The sequence below is a fragment of the Teredinibacter haidensis genome, from assembly GCF_014211975.1.
Taxonomy (GTDB): Bacteria; Pseudomonadota; Gammaproteobacteria; order Pseudomonadales; family Cellvibrionaceae; genus Teredinibacter; species Teredinibacter haidensis.
Genome location: NZ_CP060084.1, coordinates 3133582 through 3154857 on the forward strand (window position 1 = coordinate 3133582; position 21276 = coordinate 3154857).

The 21276-nt window shown below is 41.1% G+C and carries 21 protein-coding genes; 1 reads left to right on the plus strand and 20 read right to left on the minus strand.

What is annotated here, in order from left to right; genetic code table 11:
* Positions 1-29: 29 nt before the first annotated feature.
* The 13 genes from H5715_RS12440 to H5715_RS12500 form a co-directional block, all read right to left on the minus strand.
* A complete protein-coding gene (locus tag H5715_RS12440) occupies positions 30-551 on the minus strand; it encodes a hypothetical protein (protein ID WP_075188202.1) in 522 nt (173 codons plus the stop codon).
* A 118-nt stretch (positions 552-669) separates the two neighbouring features.
* Complete coding sequence (locus tag H5715_RS12445) at positions 670-1182, minus strand: ankyrin repeat domain-containing protein (protein ID WP_075188203.1); 513 nt, start codon at positions 1180-1182, stop codon at positions 670-672.
* Between the two features lie 107 nt (positions 1183-1289).
* On the minus strand, positions 1290-1682 hold the full coding sequence (locus H5715_RS12450) for a hypothetical protein (protein ID WP_075188204.1): 393 nt from the start codon (positions 1680-1682) through the stop codon (positions 1290-1292).
* Positions 1683-1757: 75 nt separating this feature from the next.
* Positions 1758-2186, minus strand: coding sequence for a hypothetical protein (locus H5715_RS12455; RefSeq protein WP_075187539.1), 429 nt, complete (start codon positions 2184-2186; stop codon positions 1758-1760).
* Positions 2187-2752: 566 nt separating this feature from the next.
* Positions 2753-3076, minus strand: a complete 324-nt coding sequence (locus H5715_RS12460) for a hypothetical protein (RefSeq protein WP_075186518.1) — start codon at positions 3074-3076, stop codon at positions 2753-2755.
* A gap of 37 nt (positions 3077-3113) precedes the next feature.
* Positions 3114-3293, minus strand: a complete 180-nt coding sequence (locus tag H5715_RS12465; protein WP_075186519.1) for a hypothetical protein — start codon at positions 3291-3293, stop codon at positions 3114-3116.
* A gap of 525 nt (positions 3294-3818) precedes the next feature.
* Entirely contained in the window at positions 3819-4400 is a 582-nt protein-coding gene (locus tag H5715_RS12470) for a tetratricopeptide repeat protein (RefSeq protein ID WP_075188192.1), read from the minus strand.
* Positions 4401-4534: 134 nt separating this feature from the next.
* Positions 4535-4957, minus strand: coding sequence for a lipocalin family protein (locus H5715_RS12475; RefSeq protein WP_185906528.1), 423 nt, complete (start codon positions 4955-4957; stop codon positions 4535-4537).
* 1432 nt (positions 4958-6389) lie between these two features.
* Positions 6390-7307 (minus strand): hypothetical protein, encoded by a 918-nt coding sequence (locus H5715_RS12480; protein ID WP_075187880.1) that lies wholly within the window; start codon positions 7305-7307, stop codon positions 6390-6392.
* A 599-nt stretch (positions 7308-7906) separates the two neighbouring features.
* On the minus strand, positions 7907-9130 hold the full coding sequence (locus H5715_RS12485; protein WP_075185003.1) for a lysozyme inhibitor LprI family protein: 1224 nt from the start codon (positions 9128-9130) through the stop codon (positions 7907-7909).
* A gap of 501 nt (positions 9131-9631) precedes the next feature.
* Positions 9632-10129 carry a YcxB family protein gene (locus H5715_RS12490; protein ID WP_075185457.1) on the minus strand — a complete coding sequence of 166 codons (498 nt, stop codon included), beginning with the start codon at positions 10127-10129 and terminating at the stop codon, positions 9632-9634.
* A gap of 117 nt (positions 10130-10246) precedes the next feature.
* The gene (locus H5715_RS12495; protein ID WP_139309768.1) at positions 10247-11080 is read right to left on the minus strand and encodes a GH12 family glycosyl hydrolase domain-containing protein; all 834 of its coding nucleotides are present in this window, start codon (positions 11078-11080) and stop codon (positions 10247-10249) included.
* Between the two features lie 1382 nt (positions 11081-12462).
* The gene (locus H5715_RS12500) at positions 12463-12885 is read right to left on the minus strand and encodes a helix-turn-helix domain-containing protein (RefSeq protein WP_075188199.1); all 423 of its coding nucleotides are present in this window, start codon (positions 12883-12885) and stop codon (positions 12463-12465) included.
* A 130-nt stretch (positions 12886-13015) separates the two neighbouring features.
* Between H5715_RS12500 and H5715_RS12505 the strand changes: the two genes are divergently transcribed.
* The gene (locus H5715_RS12505) at positions 13016-13522 is read left to right on the plus strand and encodes a DUF2938 domain-containing protein (protein ID WP_075188200.1); all 507 of its coding nucleotides are present in this window, start codon (positions 13016-13018) and stop codon (positions 13520-13522) included.
* Between the two features lie 227 nt (positions 13523-13749).
* On the opposite strand, the gene H5715_RS12510 is transcribed toward H5715_RS12505, so the two are convergent.
* The 7 genes from H5715_RS12510 to H5715_RS12540 all read right to left on the minus strand — a co-directional run bounded on the left by H5715_RS12510 (position 13750) and on the right by H5715_RS12540 (position 20822).
* Complete coding sequence (locus H5715_RS12510; RefSeq protein ID WP_075188412.1) at positions 13750-13965, minus strand: DUF6500 family protein; 216 nt, start codon at positions 13963-13965, stop codon at positions 13750-13752.
* A gap of 106 nt (positions 13966-14071) precedes the next feature.
* On the minus strand, positions 14072-15442 hold the full coding sequence (locus H5715_RS12515) for a hypothetical protein (RefSeq protein ID WP_075188413.1): 1371 nt from the start codon (positions 15440-15442) through the stop codon (positions 14072-14074).
* Positions 15443-15627: 185 nt separating this feature from the next.
* The gene (locus tag H5715_RS12520) at positions 15628-15897 is read right to left on the minus strand and encodes a hypothetical protein (RefSeq protein WP_139309962.1); all 270 of its coding nucleotides are present in this window, start codon (positions 15895-15897) and stop codon (positions 15628-15630) included.
* A 123-nt stretch (positions 15898-16020) separates the two neighbouring features.
* The gene (locus H5715_RS12525; RefSeq protein WP_075188415.1) at positions 16021-16482 is read right to left on the minus strand and encodes a hypothetical protein; all 462 of its coding nucleotides are present in this window, start codon (positions 16480-16482) and stop codon (positions 16021-16023) included.
* Between the two features lie 528 nt (positions 16483-17010).
* Complete coding sequence (locus H5715_RS12530; RefSeq protein ID WP_075185375.1) at positions 17011-17427, minus strand: DUF4844 domain-containing protein; 417 nt, start codon at positions 17425-17427, stop codon at positions 17011-17013.
* A gap of 1043 nt (positions 17428-18470) precedes the next feature.
* Positions 18471-18980, minus strand: a complete 510-nt coding sequence (locus tag H5715_RS12535) for a GNAT family N-acetyltransferase (RefSeq protein ID WP_075185376.1) — start codon at positions 18978-18980, stop codon at positions 18471-18473.
* 378 nt (positions 18981-19358) lie between these two features.
* Positions 19359-20822 carry a catalase gene (locus H5715_RS12540; RefSeq protein WP_075185377.1) on the minus strand — a complete coding sequence of 488 codons (1464 nt, stop codon included), beginning with the start codon at positions 20820-20822 and terminating at the stop codon, positions 19359-19361.
* Between the last annotated feature and the right edge of the window lie 454 nt (positions 20823-21276).

Below are 21276 nucleotides of genomic sequence, written 5' to 3' on the forward strand. Positions count from 1 at the left end.
AAAACGTCAGCTGGAGTAACTTGTTAAATTTATGCACGAAATGAACGCACTCTATAAATGAGCTTACCAAGCCCCTCACCCCAGAAACACAAATATACCCCAATCGCGATTTCCACTAACGTTACATATAAACTCACATAAGTATCTTTAATGCTTTGGGCTAGAAACTCAGTATCGCTATTGAAAAGTATGTAAATTACATTATCGAAAACGTCCGGTATTGCCCAGCTCAAAATGTAAATACCCAGTAAGCATGTAAATATATCGATTAAGGACTTTGCATTACCAGAGAATTCAATCACGCTTTCGACGCCACGCGGGCTAATCAGTTTTGCTATAGATAGCGGAAATTTAATAAAAAGCACCGAGAACACCAGAATAAACATGACTTCGATTGTAGCGAAAGTAACGTACGACTGCAGATCAGGATAACCATTACTTGCATAAACATAGCCCATTTGACCATGTTTTATTCCAGTCGTAATCGCCGCAACCAGCAAATAAATACCAACTAGTCTTATCCCAATCCCATAAAGCTCTTTTGATTTCATCATACTCTCAATAAAAATTTAACGTTTACATTTGTGGCGAAAACGAGCGCTAGCGAGTTTGAGTCCTAGCCCGGCGTTGCGAAGCAACGGCACTATAGGGCGATACAACATGTACTTGTTATGAGTTGACAAGTCGTTTAATGTACCTTTTAATTTCGGAAGTTTCACCAAAGATACCCGCATAAAAGTTTCCATCCAATAATTTTCCATGCTCCTCAACAGTAGCTTTAACATCTGCACCATTTTTTACTAATAGCTCAATGACTTTTGTAGAGTTGCGACTACAAGCCTTCAAGAATGCTGTTTTTTCCATATATGCTCTTAGTTCTAGATTAGCGCCAGCACTAATTAGTAGTTGCAAGATAGAAAGCGCTAACTCTTCTTTATGTTCTGAGACATTAACGATTTCCTGAACAGGTGTTTCTCCACACTCATTTAAATAGTTGGTGTCTGCTCCACGGTTTAGCGCATACATTACTAATTGCTTATTAAATCCCTTGCACGCCCAAAGTAATAACTTATCGCCACTATCATCGATAGAGTCGATATTCTCAAAGTCATCAAAGATTTCAATGATATCTTCATTGCTCATATCTCTAAAATCAAAGCCGTAATTGATATCAAAATCCATAGCTACTCATAACGCCTCAAACACCGGCATGGTGAAGTTGGCGGCTTTTTTGGAACAAAAAAGATGACAGCTTTACCATGTCCGCGTGCTTTGACTTGTTAGCTGTGTTACTCGTGGATGAAATAGACATCCGTTTCCTTTCCTTCATCTACCATTGGAACTTCTATTGACTTCAGTGTTTCCAATATAGCTATGAATTCATTCTCTGGGACAATACGCCCCTGCTTTTTACTATAAAGGTTTCTTAGCTCGTGCCTAGCAACGTTAATTTGATCAATATTCAAAAGACTCTTCTCATTCAGAAGCTCAGCTAGCTTTCTGATATCTTCAGATGGCGCTTCTGACTCTTGTACGTGCCAGATAAATTCTTGAACCTCTTCTGGGTCATTAATTTCGTAAATAACCACTCCGGAGATGCTTGTATCTGCTTCCTTCTGCCATTGAATTTCTTTGGCACCTAGAGCGCCTAGGAATTCCATAAGAAATTGCTTTCTTCGCATGACTCTCTCGTACAGATAACGCCCTAAGCAGAGGCGCCGCTTGCGGCGTCCTGCTGACTTAGCTTGTTAAATGTTTTACTGAACAAGAAACTGCTTAGGTAATATTTTTTCGGGTTCTGTTTGGAAAAACATTGATGTAGCACCAACGCCTTTTGAGCCACTGTAGTAGTTTGCTACCGCAAAAGCTGGCCCATTTTGATACTCCAATATGCCGATGATATAGCATGATTTTGATCCGAGAGCTTTTGTGCTTAAAACCGAAGCTGTTTCTATAGGGCCGAAAAATTGCTCGATTTGCCCTAGTGCTTGCGCCTGACTCAATGATCTCGTGTCATTTTCTAATGGACCATTTTTAAGAACGCGCTTCATAAAAGCTGTGCCACCTTCTTTCTTATATACCTCGACAGCCTGCGCAAACTCTTTAGACGCCTTATCGCAGACATCACCAGCAATTACATTGGTGCTAAAAATTCCAAGAATTCCAATAAGTAATAACTTCTTCATATTTCTTTCCATTAATAGTTTAGATCTTTCAGATATCGTGACATTTAACGTTTTGCTAAACGGCGCAGCTTGCTGCGTCCAGTGGAGGCCATCTTTTCGGCCGGAACGATGTTTAAGTAATTTGTTATAAGCGGAACCGCACTGAACTTTCTAGTGAGGACCACAATACCTTACTCAAAGACCCTTCTTCAATATTTTGACTTAGCCCACGCAAAGATGGTTGGAACGAAGTCAAACAACCAGCAACAAACCGATTGACTAAGCCAAGCTATATTGTTGCTCTTTAACAATTTAGATTGACTGGTATAACTCGCACCGAGAACGAACACTCTTAATCTCAAACTATGGCGGCCGACAGGCTGCCTTTTAGCTTAAAAATGATTCCACAAAACCTTCAGTAAAGCTCAGCGTTCAATTGAAACACGTAAAAGCATTACAACCAACTACGAGCGTTTATAACGCCGCAATTACCTGCCCCGAAAGTGGCGCTGGTTTAGTTTATAATAAAGCGTAGCGGAATGAAGAACTAAACCAGCGACGCTTTTGGGGTCAGGTAGATTGCCTTGTTAAATGCTGACACTTTGAGGCCCAATTTCAATATTTTTAGCCGTAACATAGCGATTGCCAGCATTGGTCTCCAATTTTATGGTTGTATAGCCACCCTCCTCTTTTATAACTGATACAGCCAGAATAGTTGGGTTGCCCTCGAATGGAATTTCTTCGACAAAATGGGAGTGATAGCCACTGAATCGTACTTCTTTTGGCACAAAAATATTTTGATCCCAGCTTTCAGGATACTGAATATTGTAGATCAAATAATCTTTAGCCGGAATCTCTATGACTGATTCAATTTCAGAATCATGCCAGTGTATTTCGTTTATATTATCCATTCTATCCTTGGTATATAACGCTCAAAAACTACTTTTTCTACGCTGCACTTCCGCCAGAGAAAAAATACACAATTACTCCAATGATTAAAAATACCACTATTACCTGCCCCATCATCGAGTCAGCTTTACGCTTACGTCCAGATTTAGTTGTCGGAATTCCTGTAGCTTTAGCAACACTCCTCTTCATGTTTCTTTTGGCTTTTTTTAGTGGATTCATACCCAATTCTCCTTGAAACATTTAACGTTGTTATAAACTGCACTTTTTATGTAATGGAATGTTGTGCAATTATGCCGCAGGCATGCACAACATGAAATGGAGTAAAAAGTGTCAGGTTTGATGACTTTGTTATAGCAAAGCAGCGTTCATACCTACAAACTTTCCCCATTTCTCTAACAAAGCCATCGCCGACAATAACGACCAGACCGCCCCGCCCTATTACCCTTTAAACACTGCCACCAACGACAAAAGCCGAGCAACAGCACAACATCCAAACTGGCAAAGACTCGTAGTTAAATACCACCAACGATAAAGAAACTACGTTAGCGATGCCGAATCTCGTAATTTACGACCCAACTGCTTGGCCAAGCCCCTACGAAGTAAGGTAAGGGATACTTGAGACTCACCTAAAAATGTAAAATGCTAAAGACCGTTATAACGCCTCAAACACCGGCTTGGTGAAGCTGGCGGCTTTTTTGGAGCAAAAAAGGTGACAGCTTTACCAAGTCCGCGTGCTTTGACTTGTTAGTAGCGATACTCGCAGAATGGCAAGATACGCTGCCATTTTTGTTGCTCTGATTCATTATTTTTGAAACCATATTTACAATTCTTATAAGCATCAATCATGAATTCAACTGCATACTCGTAACGTTGTTCAGCGGCCATTCGAATATAACTGAGGCCGACTTTTTCATTTCCATCAATTCCATTGCCGTGCAAGACATCTAAACCGTAACACCATTGTGCTGGCGCAGAATCTTCTTGTGCAGCTTTAAAATAGAACTCTATAGCTTCTCTTACTTTCCCAGAATCATAAAGATTACAGCCAAGTCTGTATTGCGCCTCCGGACAGCCACCTTCTGCAGCAAGACGTAGAAGATTTTCGTACATTTCATCTACCTTTTGATCTTCAAGAGGTAGCGAATCTTCAGCAAGGTTCGGCATTCCAGATTTTAGCCAAAGCGCTCTCGGGTGTGATTTAATCCAATACGGCTTTAAAATCGCTTTAGCCATACTAAGTAAAACGTCGTACTGTTCTTCATCAGAACACCAGCCAAGTGCATCAAGAATGGCCTCTGCCTGTCGTATTTCGCTTTCTATTTCCATTGCTCAATATCTAGGTGCTACTAACGCCGCTATAAATTGCCACCGAAGTGGAGTGACGTTTTGTGTGATAATTTGCGAAGCAAATACACCAAACGGCGCGTAGCTTCGGTGGTCAATTTGATAGCTTTGTTAGGCTAACGAATTTTTACTGACTCATACAGCTTTCCATTACAATCCCCAATAACATCATCACAATTAGCTAGAACAGCTCTGTACTTGCTATAAGACGCTGTTAACTCCAAATATTCATACAAGTCTACATACTCAACTTCAGTTTCAGAAACTATCAGCGTATGCTCTACAACATACCTCCCATCACACTCCCACACCCCAGACTCTTTCTGTGATTCATCTACAACGCCATCAGCAAAGTTAAATACCATTTCAAATGTTCCATCTTTATTAAAGGTGGATTGAAACGTTTTCTGGGATTGTATGCTGTACTCAAAACTACTACCAACCCAAGTACCGACTAAGTATTCACAATTCAACTCTTCTTCTGCCGAAGCGTATGCACCAACAAAGATTACCAAAAATATAGCGGATAATAATTTCATAAAATTTACGCCTAACGCCGAGCTCACCGGCGCATATTGCGGAGAGCGTTTTTATGTAAAATGGAGCACCGCGACATACATAAAAACGAGCGTAGCGATATGCGTCCGAGTGCAGCGATTTGTTATGAGCTGGGTGGCACTTACTTCCTACAACGCTCGTTGTGGAGCGAACGCGGAACTTTAGCCTATTAAAAACCCAACCAGTTTAAACTACTATTATTCTAGTTCGTACCTTCTTGATGAAGCCTTGAAGATGCGAGCCACTCACTTTTGTTTCGCAGTGAAATCTCAAACGGTGAACCAAGGAACGAATGGTTTTGCACTCACCTTATTCCAAGGATTTCTATTGTAACCACTTCGTGACACTCTTGCGCCGAGTGAAACTATTTATTCTTGCTCGAAGCTTGCACTTACTAAACTGCGAACTCTCAAATTAGAAAATATTCTGGAACCACAACTAAATTATTTAAACCCGCCATAACGTTGTTATAAACTGCACTTTTTACGTAATGTAATGTTGTGCGATTATGCCGCAGGCATGCACAACATGAAATGGAGTAAAAAGTGTCAGGTTTGATGACTTTGTTATAGCAAGGCAGCGTTCGTACCTACAAACTTTCCCCACTTCTCTAACAAAGCCATCGCCGACAATAACGACCAGACCGCCCCGCTCTATTACCCTTTAAACACTGCCACCAACGACAAAATCCGAGCAACAGCACAACATCCAAACTGGCAAAGACTCGTAGTTAAATACCACCAACGATAAAGAAACTACGTTAGCGATGTAGAATCTCGCAATTTACGATCCAACTGCTTGGCCAAGCCCCTACGAAGTAAGGTAAGGGATACTTGAGACTCACCTAAAAATGTAAAATGCTAAAGACCGCTATAACGTTGTTATAAACTGCACTTTTTACGTAATGTAATGTTGTGCAACTATGCCGCAGGCATGCACAACATGAAATGGAGTAAAAAGTGTCAGGTTTGATGACTTTGTTATAGCAAGGCAGCGTTCATACCTACAAACCTTCCCCATTTCTCTAACAAAGCCATTGCCGACAATAACGACCAAACCGCCCGCCCCTACTTTCCTTTAATCACTACCACTACTGACAAAAGCAGAGCAACAGCACAACATCCAAACTGGCAAAGACTCGTAGTTAAATACCACCAACGATAAAGAAACTACGTTAGCGATGCCGAATCTCGTAATTTACGACCCAACTGCTTGGCCAAGTCCCTACGAAGTAAGGCAAGGGATACTTGAGACTCACTTAAAAATGTAAAATGCTAAAGACCGCTATAACGCCCCGCTCACCCGCACATACTGCGGAGAGCATTTTTGTGTATAGTGGCGCGCAGCGACACACAAAAATGAGCGTAGCAGTATGTGTCGGCGTGCAGCGGTTTGTTATGCAAACCTGCCGTTTTATTCATATAGGTATTCCATTTTCCTATAATTATTAATATTTAACGATTCGTTCTCGGTTTTACTCTGTTTCAGCATATATTCCGACCCAAACTGGAAATAACCTTCTGGTAGCGGGTTTACCGCTAATGGATTATGAACTATCACATAATCACTGCCAGTTTCACATGGTCTTGACCAAAGAGAACTCTCTGAGAACAGCAGAGCGCTAATATTTTCAAATTCCTTGATTCGAAAGAAATTCGTGCAAATCGAATTATTATTGTATTTATCTATTTCCGGTCGATAATCAATTTGTCTAGATTCTACTGAGCCTGTAGCTTTATCAAAAATAAACTTATCGCTACCACCCTCAAACACAGCTTTTACGATCCTGGGCGTGAAATCATCGAGTCCAGGGCCCGGTGTGAGCAGCGAACCGTTGACTGCAATTATGAATGGTTCAGCCTCTTTACATATACACTGCTCTAAATAATGCTTATGCTTCCTATCTTTATCATAAATAGCGCTGGTTAACCTCAGCATAATTTTTTCACTATCAATACGCAGGGCCCGACCGGGCTCGCCTAGTGAAACCTCATCTAATGAGTTTCCTCTGGTTGCGCAGACCGCTTCGATCCAAATTCGATTTCCACCGGTATTGATTAGACACAGATCAGGCCCTTTATTTCCGCTATATTGTTCTGATAGTTTAAAGCCGCTATCAAGTAGGCTGCAGGCGAGATCCATCTCCCAAAAAGCCGAAAAGAACTCTAACTCGAATTTCCGTTTAAAATCTCTGTCCGAATACGGCTTGAACTTCGAGTATAGTTGATTGCAAAGTTCTCTTTTGTATCCTTCCCTTGATTCGGCAATCGATCTCCATGATTTGTGAGAATTCTTGCTTCCTTTACTATCAAATAGATTTTCATTCTTCATATACTTCTCTATTTAATACTCTCTTGCATAACGCCGAGCTCACCGGCGCATATTGCGGAGAGCGTTTTTATGTAAAATGGAGCACCGCGACATACATAAAAACGAGCGTAGCAATATGCGTCCGAGTGCAGCGATTTGTTATGAGCTGGGCGGCACTTAGTTCCTACAACGCTCTTTGTGGAGCGAACGCGGAACTTTAGCCTATTAAAAACCCAACTAGCTTAAACTACTATTATTTTAGTTCGTACCTTCTTGATGAAGCCTTGAAGATGCGAGCCACCCACTTTTGTTTCGCAGTGAAATCTTAAACGGTGAACCAAGGAACGAATGGTTTTGCTCTCACCTTATTCCAATGCTTTCTATTGTAACCACTTGGCTACTTTCTTGTGCCGAGTGAAACTATTTGTTCTTTCTCGACGATGGCACTTACTAAACTGCGAACTCTCAAATTCTTACGAATTCAAGAACGATATACAAATTATTTAAACCCGCCATAACGCCGGGCTCAACTGCGTAGCGAACTGGCGCTTTTTGTGCGGTTTTTTGCACAAAAAGTGACAGGTTGCGGAGTCAGATTGCAGCCCCTTGTTAGGCATTTACTATCTACGACAGCCAGTGCCCGAACAAGACTTGGTATTGAAATTATACAACGTAGAATGGCCTAGTTTTCCCTTCGGAAATGGAACACCTTTGTTTAAAAAGAAAGTGGCAGAATTACCACCGTATAGGCCTGAAGGAATAGTAATTTCCTTAAGTATTACATACCCGTTATGAATACTTCTTGGTCGAAATGTTGATGAGATAGAGCCTGAAGCTACTGGCGGCAATTCATCTTTATGCATCTCAGCTTTCATTTGTGCCCACCGCTCAGAGTCTTGTACAGTAGCTTTTCGAATTAATCCCTTCCTGACAAAATCTTCTAAACCGGCCTGACCTGCTAATGGAACGGTTTTATCAAAGAATAATTCCGGTGGAGTATCTTTAGATGTAAACAATTTGTCATTATGATTAATCTGGTCACCAAAAACCAAGCTACCTTTACTGGCATAATGCACTAATGTCACATCTTTATTAAAAACCTTCCTAGACAGAGGGTTAATTTTCCTTAGATTTTTTTCTGCTACATAGACGTAACCACACGGGCCACGATTATCATAGGAACTTATTAATATTGGTGTATCTTGAGGTAGACCTGCAACGGCTTGCCTATGATAGCCAGTGGCAACAACAGCAGATATTTTTGTTCCTTGTGTCCAGGCTATATTCCAAACAGAGGGTTCATAAGCCCCTAAAATTAATGCTACTGGATTATTGGGAGAGTTAACAATCACCTCAAATTGAGTTGCTTGATGCCCACTTTGATCGATTTGAAAGTTGATTTTTTTACCGCTATAAGATCCGCCAGCATAAATCTTTGTATCATCAAAAATCACTTCAGTATCAAAGCTACACGCACCTTTCACACCTTGAAACATACTTTTCTTTGAATATGTATATGGAATAAGGTTTTCGTGTTCCTTTCTAAGCTCTAGAATTCTCGTTTTGTAAAGTTCCACTAGACAAGTAGCATCATTGAAACCACACTCTACTGCTCTCTGCTTTAGCCATACCCTTTGATTCTTAAGGAATTTATCGGACTTTTTCTCATTAAGGGTTTCTTTAAGTTTAAAATAATAGGAAGACATATCCTCATCAAGTTTACTTAAATTTTTATTCAAGCAAATTGTTTTATCTAGTTCTCGGTCAGCCTTACTGCAATCAAAACTTGCAGCAAGGGATGCATTTGATAGAAATGCTGTAAGAAGTAATATAATTCTAATCATCTAATGTGAATTCCTTTTTTTGTTGCCTAACGTTCGCATATGGGGCGAGTAAAAAGCGCAGCTTTTTGCGAGTCCAAGACGCGAAGCGGCTGAACCATGATGCGCTTGTTATAACGGATAAACATTCGGTAAAACCACCATGCAAAATAAACACAACCCAGTAGAAACAGCCAGGTATGAAAGCCCTCTAATAATTTTTTTCTTAATTATTACAACCCAACTAAACAAGAAGGAAGTAATAGCCAAAGAATAAACAACAATAAGTATTGGCCCGTAGACATACCAGAGAAAATACTGAGGATTTATTGTTTCTTCCGATGGCGGAAAAAAGCTAATGCCGAATAAAGCAATTATAAAAATCAACGCTACAACTAAAATCTGTTGTGTGGATTTAGCCCAGCTATTGGGTAGAAGCCTCAAAACGTATCCTCGAATTAGTTATAACGCCGCCATAATTTGCCGCCTGAAGCGCAGCGTAAGACGGTCAAATTGATGGCTTTGTTAAGCATTTCTAGCCTCACGTAAAAAACTAAGTAATTCATCTCTTCTTTGGGTATTTTCGAAATCACGTTTTGGTAAAATGTGCCATTGAGCACCAGGCATCGTAATGTAGATTGTGCCTAGCCTAGTAAAGACATTCGATATGGCGTTGTATTTGTGATGTGATTTATTATATTCAGTAGACTCGACAAACTCATCGTCATTGAACTCAAAATCATGTGAACCGAGAACACCCTTTTTAAACATAGATCCAAATAAAGCCATAGCAACGCCGAAGCTACCAACAAAAAACAAGATGAGTATTAAATAGAAGAAAAATAAGTATACGAAAAAAAGTACCTCTACTACACCGAAAGAACTAAACAGCGAGTTCCACTCACCATAAGCAAAGAAAACAGCAAAAAATGAATACAAAACCTTATTGAAGGTCATACTTATTTGTGTAAAAAACGTGCCTATTGCCAAGTCCCTTCTATGAATTACAGATGTGTGCTTCATTAATTCTCCGTATGCTTAACGCCACGTTAAGCGGCAAATAATAGATGGCTAAAATGTGTGAGGCACGAACAACAGCCAGCTGTTATTTGTCCGTTTGAACGTCTTGTTAGCATTTTTTTACTTGAAATCGACATTAAAGGAGTTAATCCAAGCAATGCCCGCACCACTCATAATTTCAGTTCCTAATTCGATATCAGAAATATACCATTCTTGTTTCAGAATATCCTTTTCAATAGCATATTGAATAAGTTCAAGAGCATTAAAGCTACTCTTTAGATCTGAATTCGTTGCTCTAAAGGTAACATATGTCCATTTGTTATCATTTTCTCCTGATAAGTCTCCCCAATTCTTCTCTACCCATACTTCCCAGTTTTTATTTCCTGCTTTAAAAGTATCGTACAACTTACCAGCAGGATTAAAGTGCTCTGGTGTAGAGTATGTCCAAATCATTAATTCAGCCATTATTGAGGATTTACTTAACTTCTTTACCTCATTAGGAGAGTCAATTAGCCACATTGAAGTTGCCAAATTATGTTGACCGTTTGTATCGATTAAAACATCATGAGAAATAGTTAGTTCATTTAATTCCGATATTTTCAACGGAAACTGGTCATCAACAAGTGGTTTTGGATCCCAAGGGGAACTTCCAAGTTTAATTTGTGGGTAAGCATAAATAACATTGTTTGAGGAGGGCCAATCCCATGACCACCCATATATTTCACCACCGATGATCGGATTTTTCTCAAGGCATTGAGTCCATTTATAGCTTTTTGCTGCTTTCTTATTCCAGACATTGTTATACAAAGTTCCATCTGGACTTTTGATAGATAAATAGTCAGAGCAGCCCAAAGAATTGGATTCAGGTTTAATCCATGTCTCATTTTCACAAGAAAATAGCATAAACAGTAACGTTAAGAGACAAATTATTTTAGTTATTTTTATAACACCCATCCGTGGAGTTTCCCTAAATGCTAACGTTTTGCTAAACGGCGCAGCTTGCTGCGTCCAGTGGAGGCCGTCTTTTGGCCGGAACGATGTTTAAGTAATTTGTTATAAGCGAAACCGCGCTGAACTTTCTAGTGAGTACCACAATACTTTAACCAAAGGCCCAGTTTCAATATTTTGACCTAGCCCACGCAAAGATGGTTGGAACGAAGTCAAACAATCAGCAACAAACTGATTGGCTAAGCCAAGCTATATTGTTGCTCTTTAACAATTTAGTTTGGCTGGCATTACCCGCACCGGGAACGAACACTCTTAATCTCAAACTATGGCGGCCGACAGGCGGCCCTTTAGCTTAAAAGTGATTACACAAAACTCTCAGAAAGCTCGTTGCTCAATTGAAACACGTAAAAACATTACAACCAACCACGAGCGCTTATAACGTTTTGCTAAACGGCGCAGCTTGCTGCGTCCAGTGGAGGCCGTCTTTTGGCCGGAACGATGTTTAAGTAACTTGTTATAAGCGGAACCGCACAGAACCTGCTAGTGAGGACCACAATACCTTACTCAAAGACCCTTCTCCAATATTTTGACCTAGCCCACGCAAAGATGGTTGGAACGAAGCCAAACAACCAGCAACAAACTGATTAACTAAGCAAAACTATATTGTTGTGCTTTAACAATTTAGCTTGGCTGGTATAACTCGCACCGAGAACGAACACTCTTAACCTCAAACTTTGGCGGCCGACAGGCGGCCTTTTAGCCTAAAAGTGGTTCCACGAAACCCTCAGGGGCCTCAGCGCTCAATTGAAATATCTGAAAAACCTTACAACCAACTACGAGCGCTTATAACGTTTTGCTAAACGGCGCAGCTTGCTGCGTCCAGTGGAGGCCGTCTTTTCGGCCGGAACGATGTTTAAGTAATTTGTTATAAGCGGAACCGCACTGAACCTGCTAGTGAGGACCACAATGCCTTACTCAAAGAGCCTGCTTCAATATTTTGACTTAGCCCACGCAAAGATGGTTGAAACGAAGTCAAACAACCACCAACAAATTATTTACTAAGCCAAACTATATTGTTGTTCTTTAACAATTTAGTTTGGCTGGCATTACCCGCACCGGGAACGAACACTCTTAATCTCAAACTATGGCGGCCGACAGGCGGCCTTTTAACGTAAAGGTGATTCCACAAAACTCTCAGAAAAACTCAGAGTTCAATTGAAACACGTAAAAACTTTACAACCAACTACGAGCGCTTATAACGCTTACATAAGCGGAAAATGATAGTTGGCTATAATGTTTGAGGAACGAAAACAGCCAACTGTAATTTTTCCGTTTGATGTTCTTGTTAGCAGTCGTGATACTCTTTCATCATATCCATTAAATTCACTTCAACTCTTTTTATTTAACACTCTTATTTGACGATTAGCAAGACGAAGCATTTGATTAAACTTTGGGCATTCAAAATGATTTGGCTCAGGACAACTTGCCGCATGTCGCAGACCATCACGCATTGTACTTAAATGCATAATCTTTTGCTCTAACTCATCCGCTTTATTTGATAATTGTTGTCTATTTATTTTTGCAATACCATCGCGAGAAAACATCGTATTGATTTCTTCTAACGACATACCTGCAAGTCGCCCCAATGAAATCAAGGATAATCGATGCAGTACACTGACATCAAACATACGCCGCAACCCATGTCGGCCAACTGATTTAATTAAGCCTTTTTCTTCATAATAACGCAAAGTTGATGCAGGCAATCCCGCGCGTTTTACTACTTCGCCAATATCTAAGGATTTTTTTAACATTTACACTTGACCTCAAGTTAACTTGAAGTGTAATCATAGCGAACTAACACTGAAACACCAAATTAAAGCAAGTTTTGATATCAGCTGTAAATTTAACTTTTTATAACAAAATTTAAGAGAGAATTATTTAATGAATGATGAATTATTATTTAGACTGTTTACCAGTTCTGTCATTATTGGCACTGGTGCAACCTTGGTAATGGATCTTTGGGGCATTCTATTACAGCGTATTTTGGGTATTGTTCCACTTAATTATGCTTTGGTCGGTCGCTGGTTAGCAAATATACCTAGAGGTGCATTTTGTCATGAAAATATCAGTATGGTGAAGCCAGTTGCGTTAGAGTCAGTAATCGGTTGGGTATCACACTATTTGATCGGCATTACATTTGCGGCAGCACTAATAATATTTACCGGAAATAAATGGTTGATTGAGCCATCTATAGTGCCTGCGATAACATTTGGCGCATTAACCGTAGCTTTTCCCTTTTTTATAATACAGCCTTGCTTTGGTTTCGGTATTGCCGCAGCCAAGACCCCTAAGCCAAATGTGGCTCGCTTTCGCAGTTTATTAACTCATCTAGTCTTTGGCTTAGGCCTCTATTTCACTGCCATAATCAATCTATTGTTTTTGGAGTAATAAGTAAAAGCATGACGTTAATTAATTGTGAAGAGAAAACGAATGAGTCAAACTCACAAAAATCTAACTGTAAATATTGACTATAAAAGACTGCTAACGCCGCCAGCAACTGACGGAGTGAGGTGGCTGCTTTTTTGCGTGTTTTTGCAAAAAAGAAGACAGCTTACGGAGGTCAGATTGACTGGCCTTGTTAGTGTGATTCTCTACTTTATGTTGAATTACTAACATTAGAGCGATTCAACCATTTTTTTGATTTTTAATGCCTTCTCAAAATGATCTAATTTATGCGTCATAATCCACCATTCAGCGGCTTCCATTAGCAGTTCAGGATCATCATTTTTATTCGCGAAAAAAGCGTAGAACGACAAGCCAACATTCGTACCTTTTTTTTCAATTTTGTCGTCGCAAACTTTAATAATCTTTAATTTAAGGCTTTCTCTCATACTTCCCTACAATATTTTGATGATGCCCAGCTAAGCAAAAATGCTGATAGCACACTAACGCCCAAAGCACCGGCGCTGAAAGCGTCCGGTGCCTTTGATTGTTAGGTCATTTGTCGAAATTAAATGGGATCGTTTCATCATCGCCCATGCTATTAATTGCATCTTCAACTAGCTTGTCAGGATCCACGCCATTTCTGATCAAATTGAAGCCTTGTTCTAGATCTTCTTTGGTGAGAAGAATTATTCTATTTTCATGCAAATCTATTCCAGATGTCGCAACTTGATCTTTAGGTAGTCTGCATATCAGGGCACCATAGACAACTGAATGATGAGAACTTTCCTTAAGTGATTTTTCTAATCCTCCTCTCCGATCAACTAACTTTCCTACCTTAGAGGAAAAATCGGCGATTCGCGTGGTACATTCTATTAAAATTAGTTTTCCACCGGGGGTATAAGCAATCAAATCTGGTGAGTCTGTTTCAAGCTGTACAGCTGGAGTGAACCCCAGCATAAATAATAGAAGCGCAATACCTTCTTCAAATTTATTCGAATCCGGCAAGTCAAAAACGGCTCTTCTAGCCATTTTCAGTTCTTTGTCGAAATATTGAACTGGAATCTGCCTGTTATTTCTTGCTTTGTTAGCATCGAGAAGCCATTGTCTTCTCACTGTGCCGCCGTTTATAAGTAGTATAATTAGGACACTATCAGCACCTTTTAGGCTAATTTCCGCAATTCCTTCTTTGTATTGACCCTCCGAAATTGACCATTTAATTTCTGTCGTAATCTGCCTTCTTGAACTCACATGTTCCCTTGGAATTGGGCAGATAGCTACTTGAGCTGTATTTGTATCAAAATCTGGATGTGCCTTTAGGCACACAGTCAGGCCATCGTTAATTAACGAACAGTTCTCGAAATTCAGCTCTACTGGTGGATTGATCCATATGTTTATTTCGCTTGATCTAGACCCCAATAAATGTAAACCGCCAAGATCTAGCCAACCAAGAGCGTCATTTAAACCATCAAATGGAGGTGTAGACGATCTCAATTCATTTTCAATTCTGCGAAGTTCATTTTTCTGTGGAAGATAAATATTGTGGCCTGATATTTTAAGGTGAAGGTTATAAAACCATTTATCCGTATGAAGCATTTCTGAATAGTAACGAAGCGACGGATCAGGCTTAAGTGCCATCTCTTTGTCGTATACATTAACAGTCCCTTTAGAGCAACACTCAACAAAATCGATAAGATACTCTTTACTCATATCATTCTTTTGTAACTGTCCAATTACAAAGGAATCAGTTTCTATAATAAAGCTGTTGTCGTGTATTAGCGGCAATGGATTTAAACTAACGGAACAAGCCTGCATTAAAATATTTCCGTTTTCTTTAATAGAAAAAAAACGAATGTCGAGACTATAGTTCTCACAGATCCATTCTGATGACTCCTCAAGGAACGTATCTTTAAATTCATCACTCATCTAAAGCAACTTCCTCTTCAATTCAAAAATATCCATATATTTCTCTTCACCGGTTGGAGACCTAACGCCTTGCTCATTTGCGCAGCGGTTGTAGTGGATTTTTGTGCAACAATGAGCGAAGCGAATGCACAAAAAGGAGCGAAGAACGCTGCGTCAAATGGAGCAATTTGTTATACCCGGACCTACTATTTGATTGGTTTCTCATGAAGCACACCCAACCGTACTAATAGATTAAATCCTATCTCTGCCAGTTCCGATTCTGACAAGTCATGCCCAAATACCTTACTTTTATCATAATCATTAAAAGTAAAAAGAGTGTGGTATTGCCAAGGCCCTTTATCGGCTGAACTTAAGTTTTTTACATCATCGAATATCAGGCGCACTTTTCCATCGTCCAATTCCACTAAGGATGAAACAACTCCGGACTGGCTTCTTTTACCTTCATCGATACTCACGCAAAACTCCATTTGGTATAACGCCGTTATAACCTGTGCCGCGTATGGAGCGGATTTTTGGAGTAAAGTGGCGTAGCCACCCCAAAAAGAAGCGGAATATGCGGCATCAGGTTGATAACTTGGTTATATTTCTTTTCTCGCATATCTAACGAATTTACCATACTTCTCGTAGCATTTTGTGGCTAGCTTGTTCAGGTTTTCCTTATACTCCATTAGATCTAGTCGTTCTTCTCGATCGTTAAATCCAATATCAAGATTCCCACAACCATCACCCGCACATCTTTTTGAATACTCAGATAGAAATTCCTTCACTTGCTCGATAAAGGCAATTTTCAATCGCTCTATTTTCTTTACCTGAAACTCTTTATCAGCCTCAAACCAGTCCTCTCGGAGCTGATAAAAGGGAGTGAAAAGTCTTTGTGGGATAGCATCGGCCATATCCGTATCGCGAAGCATACGGATAGATGGCCCGTCAGAAGGCAACAACTCAAGAAACTCCGAAAGTAACAACCTATCCTTTTGCCGTTTATTCTTGTAATCGAAACCGACAAGCTTACTAAATGAACCCAGTAAAAACTCAATCATCAGTCAGCTCCAAAATATAACGTTTTGCTAAACGGCGCAGCTTGCTGCGTCCAGTGGAGGCCGTCTTTTGGCCGGAACGATGTTTAAGTAATTTGTTATAAGCGGAACCGCACTGAACTTTCTAGTGAGGACCACAATACCTTACTCAAAGACCCTTTTTCAATATTTTGACTTAGCCAACGCAAAGATGGTTGAAACGAAGTCAAACAGCCAACAACAAACTGATTGACTAAGCCAAACTATATTGTTGTTCTTTAACAATTTAGTTTGGCTGGTATAACTTGCACAGAGAACGAACACTCTTAACCTCAAACTGTGGCGGCCGACAGGCGGCCTTTTAGCTTAAAACTGATTCCACAGCACTCTCAGAAAACTCAGTGCTCAATTGAAACACGTAAAAACCTTACAACCAACTACGAGCGCTTATAACGTCGCCAGCAACTGCCGGAGTGAATTGGCTGCTTTTTTGCGTCTTTTTGCAAAAAAGAAGACAGTTTACGGAGGTCAGATTGACTGGCCTTGTTAGTGCTAGTTTTCAGGATCAAAACCATATCTTAGATCATTCAAAAGCCCATTAGAACTTTCAATAGAGTAGATATCCATAATCTCCTCCATGTACTCCAATCCACGCTCTAACTCTTCTGAGTCCATATACTGGAGAAGAACTCCTGAAGCTTCAAATAGTTTTAATACTCGAGAAATATTCAGCTCTGAACTCGGAGTATGAACTAAATCATCTATTAGGCTATCAATTACAGCCTGAGCCGCTTCTCTAATGGCTTCATTCGGTGCGCCAGGATAAAAAGGTAACTTCTCTTTAAACTTTACTTCTAGCTTTAAACTTGAAAGCTCTTCAATGATCTTCGGGGTATTTTCTATATTCATTTCTTTTTCGCTTGAGCAGGAAGCCAAAAATAGCAACAAAGTAATTATTAAGTATTTCATATCTTAAATATGGTGAGCACTAACGTTGTTATAAACTGCACTTTTTATGTAATGTAATGTTGTGCGATTATGCCGTAGGCATGCACAACATGGAATGCAGTAAAAAGTGTCAGGTTTGATGACTTTGTTATAGCAAGGCCGCGTTCATGCCTACAAACCTTCCCCATTTCTCTAACAAAGCCATTGCCGACAATAACGGCCAGACCGCCCGCCCCTACTTTCCTTTAAACACTACCACCACTGACAAAAGCTGAGCAACAGCACAACATCCAAACTGGTAAAGGCTCGTAGTTAAATACCACCAACGAAAAAGAAACTACGTTAGCGATGCCGAATCTCGCGATTTACGATCCAACTGCTTGACCAAGGCCCCTACGAAGTAAGGTAAGGGATACTTGAAACTCACCTAAAAATGTAAAATGCAAAAGACCGCTATAACGCCCCAAGCAGAGGCTTACTTTGCGTTTTGGAGCGAAGCGACAGCAAAGTAAGTCCTTCTGGCTTGGTTTGTTACTTGTACCAAACACCTACTCGCTTTGAACTACACTGCTACGCCAATTGCTTTATTTGTTTAAAAAGCCTGAAGCTTTGGTTAGACCCAACTATAACCGTGGGATAGCCAAAACAGAAGGCATAAAATTGACCCAAAACAACAAGTGATTATGGCAACCAACAGAAAGGAACGAACGGGAGTAATAAGCCGCAATTTCCCTTTGCTAGGTAAAGGTTGGTTACCTAAACTTGATGGAGGGTGACGAATTTAGGAACACCCTACTGAAACTTAAATACACACCAAACTTTTTTGAATAGACAAGTAACAATATTATTAGAATGTAAAACGCCGTATTAAATACGGCAAAATGCCGCCTTTCAACGCGTACATTATTGAAGCATACCGCCAAAACACCACAAATCCTAGGCTCCGGACTTATAAAGGATCGCTATAAGCGTTTTTCGAGCTTTTGCAGTCTAACTGCAGTTAGACTGCAACCCTCTTTTACTGTACAAATACACATGTTAACGATGTAGTTAATTTTGCTAGGCTATAGCCTTTTTTCCATAATGTAATCATCCATAAAGAATCCCCCTCCGATATTTTTTTTCTTTTCGTCTACCACAATAAAGCCCAATTTCTGGTACCACGCAACCGAGCGGGTATTGTATCGGTTTACGGTTAGCCAAACGCTGTCTAATTGTCCTGCTTTACAACTGCTTACCGCAAAATCAAAAAACGAACGCCCTATACCTTTACCACGAACGGACTGTCTTATGTAGATCTTGCTCACCATCAGTTTCTTCCTGTCGCGGTCTGGAACTAACCCCGTGTAGCCAACGGCTTCACCCTCCAGTTGTGCGAGATAGTAGTCTCCTCCGGACGCTATTTGTGCAGAAATAGCGTCGACACTTTGGAATTTGTCGAGCATATAGTCCACCTGCGCGGCCCCGATAATGGGAATAAAGTATTCCCTCCAGATTTCCTGGGCCAATTTTTCGACAAGCTGGATATCAGAAGACGTTTCGACCTTATAGATTGTTAATCTCTTTTCTTGCAATGTACCACCCGCTATATTCGCAGTTTTCCGCCCCCGTCAATATCGTCACTAGGCCGAAATATACCAGCTGTTTTCACCGTCCAATGGCCCTCCACCACTCTTAGGTGTAATTGCGCGCTCAACTCCGCTACACCTCTATGGCCAAATTTGCGCAGACTCATCAAAAAGCTTTTTATTTATTATTTTCTATCGTTAGGTAGAGCTTTAGAAATACTCGTCTTACCCCTAGGGCTCGACGAGCGCTCTCTGTGTATTCGAATATTTAACGCTTCACATTACCGGCAGAAAAGATGCAAAGACAGCTTCGGTAGTTACGCTTTATAAAACCGGAATAGAAGCTGCGTCTTTTTTCCTGCTTGTACCGCGCAGAACGGGTAACTATTCGGCTACATTATTGGGATCCATACCCAGAGCCACAGCAACCCCCGTGCCATAAGCAGGGTCGGCCTTTAAACAGTTACGTATATGACGCTTCCTTACCATTTCATCCACGCTACCTAACTCAGCCGCTGTATTTTCAAACAGAACTTGCTGCTGAGCAGGGGTCATAAGACGGAACAGATTCCCGGGTTGGGTGTAGTAATCGTCATCATCTTCACGGTAATCCCACTGATACGCGGCCCCCTCCAGCCCTAATGGTGGCTCTTTTACCTCTGGGCTCTCCTGCCACAAGCCCATACTGTTGGGTTCATACGCCTTAGTGCCGCCATGGTTGCCATCAACACGCATCATTCCATCCCGATGGAAGCTGGACACGGGACAGCGTGGCGCATTTACCGGAATCTGTGCGTGATTAACACCAAGGCGATAGCGCTGGGCATCGCCATAGGAAAACAGGCGGCCCTGGAGCATTTTGTCGGGAGAAAAGCCAATGCCCGGGACGATACTGGCCGGATTGAAAGCTGCCTGCTCGACATCTGCATGGTAGTTTTCCGGATTACGGTTGAGCTCAAGCACACCCAGATCCATAAGAGGATAGTCGGCGTGAGGCCATATTTTACTCAGATCGAAGGGGTGGAAGCGGTAATTCTGCGCATCCTTCTCAGGCATAATCTGCACCTTGAAATCCCAGCGAGGAAAGTCCCCCTGCTCAATGGATTCGTATAGGTCACGCTGATGGCTCTCTCTATCTTTGGCAACAACGGCGGCGGCCTCTTCATTGCTAAGGTTTTCAATTCCCTGCTGACTCTTAAAGTGAAACTTTACCCAATAACGCTCGTTATCTGAATTAATGAAACTGAACGTGTGGCTACCAAACCCGTGCATATGACGGTAGGTGCGGGGAATGCCTCGTTCACTCATAACAACCGTGATTTGATGCAAGGCCTCTGGCAACAATGTCCAAAAATCCCAATTGCTCTGCGCGCTGCGCATATTCGTGCGGGGATCACGCTTCACCGCATGATTCAGATCGGGAAACTTAAGCGGGTCGCGCAAGAAGAAAACAGGTGTGTTGTTACCCACCAGATCCCAGTTGCCTTCCTCACTATAGAACTTGATCGCAAAGCCTCGAATATCACGCTCGGCATCCGCGGCTCCACGCTCACCGGCAACGGTCGAAAAGCGCACAAAAACATCTGTTTTCTTACCTATCTCGGAAAACAGCTTTGCCTTTGTGTACTTAGAAATGTCATGGGTCACGGTAAAGGTTCCGAACGCACCCGAACCCTTCGCATGCATACGTCGCTCTGGAATCACCTCACGATCGAAGTGAGCAAGCTTCTCCAGGAACCAAACATCCTGTAAAAGCATCGGTCCACGCGGCCCTGCAGTCGCAACATTTTGATTGTCCGCAACCGGGCAACCGTTGGCAGTCGTTAACTTTGTCTTTTCATCTTTCATGTGAGCTCTCCTATAACTGCTTAATAGTGCGCAGCTAGCACAGGCATTACCTGCACCCGAAGTGGAGCTGGCTTAAAGCACCAACGGCTGTATACCAGCGTAGTTTTGGGCATCAGGTAGACACCCCTTATTTAAATTTCGTCTAGCTAAAATAATGGCTCCGTCAATGTTCACATTACGGCTCTTATTTATATGTTCCACATCGACTAATTTATCAATTTAAAGGCTTTCAAGCCCTTTACCATCCTTATTAATGACTAGCATTTCAACCCTACTTGACGCCCGAATTGCCTATTTTTTGCGACAACAACTTGTGACGCTATCCCATTCTTTTGACTAAGTTTACCCAAATATCCATTATAGCTTTCTGCGCCCACCGCGCTGTTTAGTTGCGCACCGGAGCGAAAGATTTCGACTTCCTTTAACTATTCACTTCGCAGCGCCTGAAATGCCC